This window comes from Amycolatopsis tucumanensis, assembly GCF_021654135.1.
Taxonomy (GTDB): Bacteria; Actinomycetota; Actinomycetes; order Mycobacteriales; family Pseudonocardiaceae; genus Amycolatopsis_E; species Amycolatopsis_E tucumanensis.
The window spans coordinates 1-11,499 of the sequence record NZ_JAKGSD010000101.1; the positions used below are offsets into that span (position 1 = coordinate 1).

Consider the following 11,499-nt stretch of genomic DNA (forward strand, 5'->3'; position numbering starts at 1 on the left):
GAGAGCATCTGAAACCGCGACACGACCAGCAGCATCCCAGCCACCAACCGCGATCATTGTCAGACACGCCCTAGGCCCACCAGAAGGTCCACAGCGCGGTCAGGGCCAGCGCGAGCACCACCACTCCGGCAACCGCCGCCACAACCCCCCGGCTGCGATCCGCGACGCGCTGCGCGAGGAGAGCCAGCACGGCGGCGATGGGGTGCCCGATCATCGGCGCCGCGCCCGGGCCGGGGACGTCGAGGAAGGCGCACAGCAGACCAGCGCCCAGGACGAGCACCGCCAGCGCGACGAGGCCGGCCGCGAGCGAGCCGGTGAAGCCGCGCCACCACCGCGCCACCCGGGTGCGACCACGCGCCGGGGCCAGCGGCAGCTCTTCGGTGTCCGTCATGTCCTCGCTCACCCTGTTCCACTCCTCGACCGGGAACTCCGAGGATTCCACCATGCCCGCGACGGGCAGAAGCGGGACCACCCGCACCGGGGATCCCGGTCAGAGGCGCGGTCCGAGGAACAGTCCGCCACTCGCGTCGATGACCTGACCGGTGATCCAGCGCGCGGCGTCGGAAGCGAGGAACGCGACCACGTCGGCGATGTCGCCCGGTTCGCCCAGGCGGTTCATCGCGGTGGAGGCGGCGATGAACTCGGCCAGGCCCGGGGCCGCGAACGCGGAGCCGTTGGTCGCCGTCCGCGTGGCGCCGGGAGCGACCGCGTTCACCGTGATTCCCCGGGCGCCGAGCTCGTTGGCCAAGGTCATGCTCATCGTTTCCACCGCCCCCTTCGTCATGGCGAACGAGGTTTGGTCCGGGTTGGCCATCCGGGTCACGACCGACGAGATCGTGATGATGCGACCACCGTCGCGGAGCAGCGGCAACGCGCGCTGGATGACGAAGTAGGGCGCGCGCACGTTCACGGCGAAGAGGTGGTCGAACTCGGCCCGCGTCGTGGCTCCGAGCGGTCCGGCCGGTGCGGCCGCGGCGTTGTTGACGAGGATGTCCAGCGGCCGCCCCGCCAGGGCCGACTCGACTCCCGTGAAGAGCGTTTCGACGTCGCCGTCCACGCCCAGCCGTGCCCCGACGGCGGACGCGCTCCCACCGTCGCGTTCGATCTCGGCGACCGTCGCCGCCGCGCCCTCCGCGTCCGTGCCGAAGTGCACGACCACCAGCACCCCCTGCGCCGCGAGGCGGGCCGCGATCGCCCGTCCGATGCCACGCGATGCTCCCGTCACCAAAGCCGTCCGCATACCGATCACCCCAGTTTGTTAGCTGCTACCAAAATGTTAGTGACTACCAATGCGGTACTGTCTACCACGTGGTTGAGCGGCAATCAACGTTGCGAGCGCGACGACGAGCCGAGACGCAGCGCATGATCCAGGCGCACGCGGTGCGGCTGTTCACCGAACGCGGCTACGACACGACGACGGTGAACGACGTGGCCGTGGCCGCGGGCGTCTCGGCCATGACCGTGTACCGGCACTTCCCCACGAAGGAAGACCTCGTGCTCGCCGACCAGCACGGCCGTCTCGTCGGCGAGCGGCTCGCCGCCACCTCACCGGCACAGCCGCTGGTACGTCGAATCTGCAGCGCGCTCGTCGACGCGACGGCGACGCTGACCGATGGCGACCCCGCGACGAGGCAGCACTTGCTCGCGCGGCTCCGGCTGATGATCTCGACACCTGCGCTGCGGGCCAGGCACCTGGACAACCACTACGCCCTGCAGGAGGCGATCGTGGACGCCCTCGGCGCGGCGGACCCCGAGGCCGCGTTCCGCGTCCGGGCGGCGGCCGGCGCCTGCTTGGCCGCGATGCACACGGCGCTGGTGCGGTGGGCCGAGGAGGACGGGAAGACCTCGCTGCCGGATCTCATCGCGCAGGCACAAGCCGCAGCCTTCGGCGACCACGCGGTGGAGGGTGGCGCGACTTGATTCGTGGCCGGGTGTTTGGGGCCTGCGGCCGCTTGCGTCCACAGCGCGTTGATAGTCAAGCCTCCACGACCAGCACAGCCAATGGCGGCAGCGCCTGCCAGAACCTCGCCACCAGGGTGGCTCAACCGCGCCAGCCCGCCCCTACGGCGCCAACAGCTCCCAGGACTTCGCCACCAGGGCGGCCCGACGCCGCCAGCCCCACGCACCCCACCCCTACGGCGCCAACAACTCCCACGACTTCGCCCCAGGGCGGCCCAACCCCGCCAGCCCCAAACACCCCACCCCTACCGCGCCAACAACTCCCAGAACTTCGCCACCAGGGCGGCCCAACCGCACCAGCCCCCACCCCTACGGCGCCAACAGCTCCCAGGGCTTCGCCGCCGGGGCGGCCTGCTGCCCTGCCTCGCAGCTGGGCCGGAAGTCGCACCAGGCGCAGCGGCGGTCGGGGCGTGCGGGGAACACCGCGTCGGCGTCGGCGCCTGCGTCCAGCGTGTCCGTGGCCAGCCGGACGTCCTCAGCGGTCTCCTCGGCGCGGCGCAGGTGCCGCTGCAGGCTCTCCGGCGTGTGCGTCGCCTCCGCGACCGTGCCGCTGGGCAGGTGGTGCAGCTCGACCTTGCGGCACGGCCGCCGCAGGGTGCGCTCGGCCGCGACCGCGTACATCGCCAGCGCCTGGGAACTGCGGGCCTCGTACTCGTCCGGCGCGCGGCGGCCGGTCTTGTAGTCGACGATCACCAGCTCACCGCCGCGCTGGTCGATCCGGTCCGCGCGCCCCTCGATGATCATCGACGCGGGCTGCCCGGGCTCCGGGTTCACCGGCGCGGACACCCACCGCTCGATGCCGACCGGGTCGCTGGTCACGTCGTGGTGCTCGACGTACTCGGCGACCCACTCCTTGGCGCGGGCGCGGTACGTCGCGGCCTGGTCGGCGTCGGCGAACCCGCCGTCCTGCCAGTGCTCCGAAAGCAGCGCCGCAGCACGCTCCGGCGTGCGCCGCGCCGGCGGCACGTCGAACAACGCACGCAACGCGTTGTGCACGACCGCGCCGAGCGTGCTGTGCGCCCACGGGCCGGTGCGCTGCGGGGTCGGCCGGTCGAGGTAGGCCATCCGGTACCGGCGCGGGCAGTCCGCGAAGGTGGCCAGTCGCGCCGGACTCACCTTCGTCAACCGCCGCGGCTGGACCGCGAACTCGAACCCCAGTTGCTCCACGTCCACTACCGTACGCACCACCCCCGACACTTTCGGCTCCGCCCACGGCCCGCGGCGCATATGATCTGGGCGGTTGGCATTCGGAGCAGGGGGCAATGCGTGTTGACGTTCGAAACGGCGCCGGCCGAACTGGACATCCTCGACGAGGAGCTGGGCCTCGGGAGGTTCGTCTACCCGCACCGGATCCCGTTCGTCAGCGGGACCCGGTCCGAGCGCGCCGAGCAGCGGCAGCGCGTGTTCGACCACTGGCACCGCCTCGGGCGCATGTCGCGTGACCGGCTGCGCGGCGAGTTCGAGGACCTGCTGCGACTGTGGGCGCGGCCGGACGTCCTCGTCACCCAGGTCGTGGCCGAGCTGACGCGCGACGAGAAGGTCCTGTCGCGCGGCGGCTGGAGCGGCGAGCGCGGTGTGCTGAGCCGGCAGAGCGGCGACAACGTCAGGTTCGCCGAGCTGCGCGCGGGCCAGGTGCTTCCGCAACTGCTCGAACCGCTGCCGGAGGTGCCGCCGGTGCGCATCGCGCCGGTGACCTATGTGTCGCAGGCGCGCGGCGGGGGCGAGCTGTTCGGCGGCGAGCCGCCGCGGGAGAAGCGCGTGGCGGACCGGTACTTCGCGGCGCCCCCGCTGCGCGCCGGGGTGGTTTCGTGCTCGGTCCGCGGGGTGGACGCGGGCCGCCTGACCTGGTTCGACACCTCGGACGGCCGGTTCTTCACCACGGTGGAGCAACTGCCCGACGGCGCGCAGCGGCACACCTTCACGCCCGCCGACCGGGCCCGCATCGGCCAGTGGGTGCGCGACCACGTCAACCAGCACCTGACCGCGGCGAATCGTTGACACCAGGGGAGGAAGTCATGACGCAGCCCGACAACGGGTACTCGCGGCGCCGGTACGAGTCGGAGGTCTACGCCGACACCGCGGGCAGGTCCGCGGGCAAGTTCTTCGGGCCGGACGCCGAGCAGGTCGCGGGCGACTACTCGGTCAAGTCCGGCCAGGTCTACACGCGGAAGCTGCAGGCCGAGGGCGGCGGGTACCGCGACGGGCTGCCGCCGTCGGACCACATCTACGAGCGCATGCCGCACCAGAAGCTGAAGGACATGGTCACCGAGGGCGTTTCCCCCGAGGAGGTCGACGAGCAGGGCATCATCGTCAACGACCTCGGCAACGCGTTCGGCGAGATGGCCTCCGCGCTCCGGCAGGGGGTCGCCAAGGAGCAGGCCGGCTGGCAGGGCGACGGCGCGAACACCGCCTTCGGCTACTTCAACACCCTCGCGACCTGGGCGGACACCTCGAAGGACGCGGCGTTCCTGTCGGCGAACCGGTATTCGCAGACGTCCGCGGCGCTGTCCCAGGCCCGCAACAGCATGCCGGAGCCCGCGGGCAAGTCGGTCGACGAGTCGATCGCCGCCGCTCGGCAGCAGCTCGCGAGCGGTGACTGGGAGGGCGCCAGCGCCACCATGAACGACATGCAGAACCAGGCCGCGCTGCAGCACCAGGCCCAGCTGGAGGCCGCGGCGGTGGTGGCGCAGCGGGACGTGATGCTGCACGCCGGCGGTTCGACCCAGCCCGTGTATGCCACGCCGACCACGCAGCCCGACACCGGCGCCGCCACCAGCCCGACGTTCGCCGCCAACGACAACACGACGGCGTCCAGCTCGGGCGGCGTCGGCCCGATGGGCGGCGCGCCGGGCGGGGTGCGGACCACCGGGAGCATCGCGCCGCCGACGACGCCGCTGCCCGGGATCGGCACGGCCACGGGCGCGTCGCCGTCCCCCGGGTTCAGCGACCACACCGGTGGCTGGGGCCGCTCCCCCGCCGCGACGGTGCCCGGCAGCTCGGGGCTGTCGGGCGGTGCGGGCATGATGCCGGTCGCGCCGGGCCAGGGCGACCAGACGCGCACGTCACCGCGCCCCGGTTCGGGCTCCGGCGGCCGGGCCGGTGCCGTGCCGCGGGCCGGGGTCGGCGGCCGGGCCGCCGGGGGTGGCGCCGCGGGCCGTCTCGGCGCAGGTCAGGAGGCCGCGGGCCGCCGGGCCGGGATCGGGGAGCCGGGCGCCAGGGCGGCTGCGGAGAGCGCGAACAGCGGACGCGCCGGAGCCGCGGGCAAGGCGGGCGCGTCCGGTTCGCACCTGGCCGGCCCGGCGGGAAACTCGAAGAAGGACGAGGACAAGGACCACGAGCGGCCCGCGTACCTGCTCGAGGACGACCCGGACAGCATCTTCGGCCACGAGGGCGGCACGGACGAGAACGGGAACCGCATCAGCCCACCCGTGATCGGCGGCTGACGGAGCCGGCACGGCGGCAGGCCGCGACTCGCTCGCGCGCTGCCGCGTGCCGGGAGCTGACCCAGCAGGCATGCCCTCGGGGCCGGCGCCGATGGCGGCATCGCCAGGTGACCGCCCCAGGGGAACGGCAACCGGCGCCTCGGCAGCCAGACCCCCTCGCCAGCCGGGACCGATGACCAGCCGGTCCGGCCCCGCGCGGCCGGCGCCCACAGGCACCGTTGGCCCGCGATGGGAAAGACTCCGCCCCAACGAAGCCGACTGCGGCTAGCACGGGCAGCTCCCCCAGCAACCCGCGACTCGCTCGCGCGGCAACCGGCGCCCAGACGGAGGTTCACGGCGGAGGCCGGCCCGGTGCAGTGAGGGACGAGGCCTGGCATCGCAGGCATCCGCATCCGGGGAAGCAGCACCTGCCCGCGGCGGTGACCCGTCAGCCGCCTTCGATGAAGCCTCTCACGGAGTTCGCGACCAGCTCCACGGCGATCGCGGCCAGCAGCAGGCCCGCGATCTTCGCGAGCAGCGTGATACCGCTTTCCTTGATCAGCCGGATGACCACGCCGGAGAACCGCATGCACGCGTAGATGACGATGTGCACGGCGACGATCGCGCAGGCCAGCGCGACGTACGCGCCCACGTGCCCGGACGCCTGCCGCACGAAGACGATCGTCGCGGCGATCGCGCCCGGTCCGGCCAGCAGCGGGGTGCCCAGCGGCACCAGCGCGACGTTCACGTCCTCCACCACGTTCGGCTCGCTCGTCGCGCCGCGGCCGGTCAGCAGGTCCAGCGCGATGAGCAGCAGGAGCAGCCCGCCGGCGCCCTGCAGCGCGGGCACCCCGATCCCGAGGTACGCCAGGATCGCCTGCCCCGCGATCGCGAACAGCGAGATCACCAGCAGCGACACCAGCACCGCCTGCCGCGCCGCCCGCGCCCGCACCGCCGGTGGCTTCCGGCCGACCAGGCTGAGGAACACCGGCACGGTCCCCGGCGGGTCCATGATCACGACCAGCGTGATCGACGCTTCCAGGAACAGCTTCGCGTCGAAGAGGTCGGCGACCGCCAAGGTCAGCCCACCACGATCTGCGCGCCGGACGCCTTGTCGATGAGCGCCTCGAACTGCTCGGGATCGGTGTTCTCCGCGCCGATCGGGATGGTCTTGTTCGTGCCGTGGTAGTCGCTCGACCCGGTCTGCACCAGCCCCAGCTCACCGGCCAGCCCGCGCAGCTCGGCGCGCGTCGGCTCGTCGTGGTTGGGGTGGTCGACCTCCAGCCCGGTCAGCCCGAGCTCCGCCAGCCCGGCGATGTAGTCGGCGGACACGATCCGCCCGCGGCTGCGCGCGAACGGGTGCGCGAACACGGTGACGCCGCCGGCCTCGGCGATCATCTCGATCGCCCGCTCCACCGGCGTGTCCTGCCGCGGCAGGTAGTAGCCGCGGCCTGCGCCCAGGTACTCGGCGAACGCCTGGTCCACGCTCGTCACCAGCCCGGCGCGCACCAGGGCCTGCGCGAGGTGCGGCCGGCCTGCCGGGGAGTCCGGGCCGAGGGATTCGAGGAGCTCGTCGGCGTCGATCGGCAGGCCGTCGGCGGCCATCCGCACCGCCATCGCGCGCAGCCGGGTGCGGCGCTCCTGCCGCAGCCGCGTCTGCTCTTCGACGATCGCCGGGGACGCCGGGTCGAACAGGTAGGCCAGCAGGTGGATGCTGATGCCGAGGCTGCTCACGCACGACAGCTCGGCGCCGGGCACGAGCGTGAGGCCGGACGGGAGCGCCGCGGCCGCGGCGGCCCAGCCTGCCGTGGTGTCGTGGTCGGTCAGCGCGACCACGTCGAGCCCCGCGGCGGCGGCCGTCGCCACGAGTTCGGCGGGCGTGTCGGTGCCGTCCGACACGGTGGAATGGGTGTGCAGGTCGATGCGCATCGGAATCATTGTCGCCTACCCGGTCGGCACACGGCCGACCAGGCACAACGACGTGTCAACCGACGATCTTCTTGCCGCGCGCGAGGCGCTGGGCCTTGATCATGGAGAAGCGCTCGCTCTGCTTGTGCTTGTCGCCGAAGACGAGTTCGGAGATGGTGTCGTAGAAATCCTCCGGGCTCGGCAGGAACTCGATCCGGTTCAGCGCCTGGATCTGACCGGCCGACTCGACGACGACCGTGCCGTAGCCGAACATCCGGCCCCACGCGGAGCGCTCGTAGGTCAGGTCGGTGACCTTCGAGATCGGCATCATCGCGACCTTGGTGGTGATGACGCCGCTGGTGAGCACGAACCGTTTGTCCGTGACCACCAGGCGCTCGACCCACCACTCGATGACCTTGAACGCGTACACGACGACCACGAGCAGCGCCGCGTACCAGAGGATGTTCTGGACGACCCACAGGGACGGTGGCAGCAGGTAGGACACCATCACGCAGATCGCGAGCAGGGCGATCGTCTCGAAGGTGTCCCAGGCCAGGAATGCCCAGTGCCTGCGGACCCGCACCACGCGCCGCTCGGTGTCGAGCAGGTACTCGTCGGGATCCCGTGGGGCGAACATCAAGCCAGCCTATCCGGCCGCCTACGAAGTGAACACGTTGCTGACGAAGGTGATGACGGCCTCGGCCGATTCACGCAGGAAGTCGACGATGTTGCTGACCAGGTTGGCCGCGTTGCCCGGCTGGGCGATCACGAAGAACAGCACCAACGCGATACCCACGAGCCCGGCAATCTTCTTCGCGTTCACAACGATCAATCCCGTCTCTTACTCCGGCATCGGACTGGCAAGCTCACCAGTAACGTTGTACCGCACTCCGCAGGGTTACGGGAGGTAAGTCCCGCGCTTGGGTCAGTGTCCGGCTGTGATCTAATCGGTTGGTTACTCTCCGCTTCCACCGCGCCCGGGTTAGGCTGCCCTCATGAGCGCGACCGGCCGGGTTCCCGTGCGCTGCGTAGGCGGGATCTTGCACGATCAAGCGGGCCGCCTGCTGCTCGTCCGGCGCGCGAACGACCCCGGACGCGGACTGTGGTCGATCCCCGGCGGACGCGTCGAACCAGGCGAAACGGACAGCGAGGCGCTGATCCGGGAGATGCGCGAGGAAACCGGGCTCGTCGTGCGCCCCGGCGCGCTGGTGGGCCACGTGATCCGCGGCCGCTACGAGATCCACGACTACACCTGCGAGGTGGCAGGCGGTTCGCTGCGCGCCGGCGACGACGCGGCCGAGGTGCGCTGGGTCGACGAGGCGGCCTTCGCGGTACTCGCGCTGACGGACGGCTTGGCTGACACGCTGCGTGGCTGGGAGATGCTGCCGCGCTGCTGAGGGCGCTTTCCGCGGCTCGATGCCGGTGCGTCTGGCGCTCGGAACGGTGGGCTCGGCGGCCGGAACTGTCGGCATGTGCCCTGAGATGGGAAGCACGCTGCCCGGGGGGCCAACGCGCCCCGGCGCGGCAGTGGCGGTCGCGGCAGCGGGTTGGCGGGTCGGCAGTGGTGCGCCGGCCAGTCGCGGCGGTGGCGCGGCCCAATGCGGCGGTGGCTCAGCCCAATGCGGCGGTGCCGCGGCTCGTCGCGGCAGTGGCGCGGCCGGTCGCGGTTGTGGCGCGGCGGGTCGCGGCAGTGGCGCGGCTCGTCGCGGTGGTGGCGCGGCGGGTCGCGGCAGTGGAGCCGGCGCGCAGCGGTGCCGAGTTGGCCGGTCACGAGGCCCAGTTAGCCGGCTGCGGCGGCGAGCCGGCCTGTTGCGGCGGCGAGCCGGCCGGTTTGCGGCAGTGGCGCGGCCGGTCGCGGCAGTGAAGCCGGCGCGCATCGGTGTCGAGTTGGCCGGTCACGGGGCCTAGCTGGCCGCTTGCGGCGGTGGTTTGGTCGGTCGCGACGGTCCTTGCGGCCCGTTGCGGCAGTGGGGGCCACTCGCGGCGGTGCCGAGACCCGATGCGGCAGGGGCGCGACCCGATGGCGCAGCCCGTTCCCTCAGCGGCGCAGCCCTCACGGCAGGCGGGCAGGGCGCGGACCCGCCGCTGAGAGCAATCCGCCGCGATCAGCCCTGGATCCGGGACTCCGAACCACCCCACTCGCGTTCGCGCAGCTGGAACTTCTGGATCTTCCCCGTCGAAGTCTTGGGCAGCGCGTCCACGAACTCGACCTGGTCGGGCACCTTGAACCGCGCGATCTGCTCCCGCACGTGCGCCCGCAGCTCGTCCGCCGTGGCCGTCGCACCTGGGCGCAGCACGACGTACGCCTTCGGCCGCTCGCCCCACTTCTCGTCCGGCACGCCGACCACCGCGACCTCCGCGACGGCCTCGTGCGAGTCCAGCGCCGCCTCCACCTCGATCGTGGAGATGTTCTCGCCACCGGAGACGATGATGTCCTTCGCCCGGTCACGCAGCTGGATGTAGCCGTCCGGGTGCCACACGCCCAGGTCACCCGAGTGGAACCACCCGCCGCGAAACGCTTTCTCCGTCGCCTCGGGGTCGGCGAAGTAACCGGACATCACGTTGTTCCCGCGCATCACGACCTCGCCCATCGTGACACCGTCGCGGGGCACGTCGCGCATCTGCTCGTCCACCACCCGGATCCCGTCGGTCACCAGCATCCCGACGCCCTGCCGCGCCATCAGCCGGCTCCGCTCGGCGATGTCGAGCTTGACCCACCCCTCCTGCGCCTCGCACACCGTGTACGGCCCGTACGTCTCGGTCAGCCCGTACACGTGCACCAGCCGCGCGCCCAGGTCCGTCATCCGCCGGATCACGGTCGGCGACGGCGGCGCCCCCGCGGTGGTCACCACGACCTCCCGCGGCAGCGGGTGCGCCCCCGAGTACCCGGCGATCGTGTTCAGCACCGTCGGCGCGCCGTTGAGGTGGGTGATCCCCTCGCCGTCCAGCAGGCGCCAGATCTCGGCCGCGTCGACCGCCCGCAGGCACACGTGCGTGCCGCCGATGGCGGTGACCGCCCAGGTCGTGCACCAGCCGTTGCAGTGGAACATCGGCAACGTCCACAGGTACTTCGACTCCGGCGTGTGCCCCGAGTGGATGATCTCGGCCAGCGAGTTCAGGTACGCGCCGCGGTGGTGGTACTGGACGCCCTTCGGCCTGCCGGTGGTCCCGGACGTGTAGTTGATCGAGATCGTCGACCGCTCGTCCGCGACGCTCCACGGCAGCGGCTCGTCGCTGCCCCGCGCCAGCAGCTCGTCGTAGGTGATGCCGCCGACGGCCGGGTCCGGCTCCGCGCCGTCCACCACCGTCACGACGTCCACACCGGTGCCGGGCGGCACCGACGCGTGCAGCGCGGCGTCCACCACCAGCACCTTCGCCCCGGAGTGCTCCAGGATGTAGCGGATCTCGGCCGGCGCGAGCCGGGTGTTGATCGCCACCAGCACCGCGCCCGCGAGCGGCACCGCGAAGTGCGCGACCAGCATCTCCGGGATGTTCGGCAGCAGGTAGGCCACGCGGTCCCCCGGCCCGACCCCGCTCGCCCGCAACGCGTGCGCCACGCGGGTGGCCTCCGCGGCGAACTCGCGGTAGGTCACGCGGCGCTCGCCGTAGACGATCGCGTCCTTGTCCGGGAAGACCTCGGCGGAGCGCTCCAGGAAGGCCAGCGGGGTCAGCGGGGTGAACCACGTGTCAGCCATGACCACATCCTCACCGCAGTGGCCGCCGGCACACAACAGCTAGGGCGTGTCTGACAATGCCTTTGTCCAGGTGATGGTGTCGTGGATGAGGATGGCGGCGCGGTAGAGGGTGGCGAGTTTGTCGTAGCGGGTGGCAATGCCGCGCCATTATTTGAGCTGGTTGAAGTCGCGTTCGATGACGTTGCGGCCGCGGTAGTCGTGGGCGTGGAAGGCGGGTGGTCGTCCGCCGCGGGAGCCGCGGCGTTTGCGGTGTCGGGCTTGGTCGGCGGGTTCGGGAATGACCGCCTGGATCTTCCGCCGTCGGAGATATGTGTGGATGGCGCGGGAGGAGTAGGCCTTGTCCCCGCGCACCCGGTCGGGGCGGGTCCGTGCTCGCCCGCCGCGCAGGCGAGGCACCTGCAGGTGGGCCATCAGCGGTTCGAACATCGGCGAGTCCCCGGCCTGGCCTGGTGTCAGCAGCGTGACCAGTGCGCGTCCGTTTCCGTCGACGACACGGTGGATCTTGGTGGTCCAGC

14 protein-coding genes are annotated in these 11,499 nt (G+C 72.0%); 5 read left to right on the forward strand and 9 right to left on the reverse strand.

What is annotated here, in order from left to right; all coding sequences use genetic code 11:
- Positions 1–70: 70 nt before the first annotated feature.
- Together L2C96_RS43220 and L2C96_RS43225 are read right to left on the reverse strand one after the other, a co-directional pair.
- A complete protein-coding gene (locus L2C96_RS43220; RefSeq protein ID WP_237340198.1) occupies positions 71–445 on the reverse strand; it encodes a hypothetical protein in 375 nt (124 codons plus the stop codon).
- Between the two features lie 45 nt (positions 446–490).
- On the reverse strand, positions 491–1,240 hold the full coding sequence (locus L2C96_RS43225) for an SDR family oxidoreductase (RefSeq protein WP_237340199.1): 750 nt from the start codon (positions 1,238–1,240) through the stop codon (positions 491–493).
- A 122-nt stretch (positions 1,241–1,362) separates the two neighbouring features.
- Here L2C96_RS43225 and L2C96_RS43230 point away from each other — a divergent pair, with 122 nt between their 5' ends.
- Positions 1,363–1,920: a TetR/AcrR family transcriptional regulator gene (locus L2C96_RS43230; RefSeq protein WP_237340200.1), complete on the forward strand. Its 558-nt coding sequence runs from the start codon at positions 1,363–1,365 to the stop codon at positions 1,918–1,920.
- Positions 1,921–2,268: 348 nt separating this feature from the next.
- Here L2C96_RS43230 and L2C96_RS43235 read toward each other — a convergent pair whose 3' ends face one another.
- Positions 2,269–3,126, reverse strand: a complete 858-nt coding sequence (locus L2C96_RS43235) for a RecB family exonuclease (RefSeq protein ID WP_237340201.1) — start codon at positions 3,124–3,126, stop codon at positions 2,269–2,271.
- Positions 3,127–3,225: 99 nt separating this feature from the next.
- Between L2C96_RS43235 and L2C96_RS43240 the strand changes: the two genes are divergently transcribed.
- Both L2C96_RS43240 and L2C96_RS43245 read left to right on the forward strand, forming a co-directional pair.
- Positions 3,226–3,957: an ESX secretion-associated protein EspG gene (locus tag L2C96_RS43240; protein WP_237340202.1), complete on the forward strand. Its 732-nt coding sequence runs from the start codon at positions 3,226–3,228 to the stop codon at positions 3,955–3,957.
- Between the two features lie 17 nt (positions 3,958–3,974).
- Positions 3,975–5,402 carry a hypothetical protein gene (locus tag L2C96_RS43245; protein WP_237340203.1) on the forward strand — a complete coding sequence of 476 codons (1,428 nt, stop codon included), beginning with the start codon at positions 3,975–3,977 and terminating at the stop codon, positions 5,400–5,402.
- A 427-nt stretch (positions 5,403–5,829) separates the two neighbouring features.
- On the opposite strand, the gene L2C96_RS43250 is transcribed toward L2C96_RS43245, so the two are convergent.
- From L2C96_RS43250 to L2C96_RS43265, 4 genes are read right to left on the reverse strand one after another with little or no spacing between them, the layout of a single operon-like run.
- Positions 5,830–6,459 (reverse strand): MarC family protein, encoded by a 630-nt coding sequence (locus tag L2C96_RS43250; protein WP_017986945.1) that lies wholly within the window; start codon positions 6,457–6,459, stop codon positions 5,830–5,832.
- A 2-nt stretch (positions 6,460–6,461) separates the two neighbouring features.
- Positions 6,462–7,319 carry a PHP domain-containing protein gene (locus L2C96_RS43255; protein WP_027936276.1) on the reverse strand — a complete coding sequence of 286 codons (858 nt, stop codon included), beginning with the start codon at positions 7,317–7,319 and terminating at the stop codon, positions 6,462–6,464.
- A gap of 46 nt (positions 7,320–7,365) precedes the next feature.
- Positions 7,366–7,926, reverse strand: a complete 561-nt coding sequence (locus L2C96_RS43260) for a PH domain-containing protein (protein ID WP_020420917.1) — start codon at positions 7,924–7,926, stop codon at positions 7,366–7,368.
- Positions 7,927–7,947: 21 nt separating this feature from the next.
- On the reverse strand, positions 7,948–8,112 hold the full coding sequence (locus L2C96_RS43265; protein WP_017986942.1) for a hypothetical protein: 165 nt from the start codon (positions 8,110–8,112) through the stop codon (positions 7,948–7,950).
- Positions 8,113–8,284: 172 nt separating this feature from the next.
- Here L2C96_RS43265 and L2C96_RS43270 point away from each other — a divergent pair, with 172 nt between their 5' ends.
- Both L2C96_RS43270 and L2C96_RS43275 read left to right on the forward strand, forming a co-directional pair.
- Positions 8,285–8,686: an NUDIX hydrolase gene (locus L2C96_RS43270; RefSeq protein WP_237340204.1), complete on the forward strand. Its 402-nt coding sequence runs from the start codon at positions 8,285–8,287 to the stop codon at positions 8,684–8,686.
- A 188-nt stretch (positions 8,687–8,874) separates the two neighbouring features.
- The gene (locus L2C96_RS43275) at positions 8,875–9,153 is read left to right on the forward strand and encodes a hypothetical protein (protein WP_237340205.1); all 279 of its coding nucleotides are present in this window, start codon (positions 8,875–8,877) and stop codon (positions 9,151–9,153) included.
- A gap of 241 nt (positions 9,154–9,394) precedes the next feature.
- Here L2C96_RS43275 and L2C96_RS43280 read toward each other — a convergent pair whose 3' ends face one another.
- Together L2C96_RS43280 and L2C96_RS43285 are read right to left on the reverse strand one after the other, a co-directional pair.
- Complete coding sequence (locus L2C96_RS43280) at positions 9,395–10,984, reverse strand: acyl--CoA ligase family protein (protein WP_237340206.1); 1,590 nt, start codon at positions 10,982–10,984, stop codon at positions 9,395–9,397.
- A 147-nt stretch (positions 10,985–11,131) separates the two neighbouring features.
- A partial coding sequence (locus L2C96_RS43285) for a transposase (RefSeq protein ID WP_372491325.1) occupies positions 11,132–11,499 on the reverse strand: 368 nt, incomplete at its 5' end.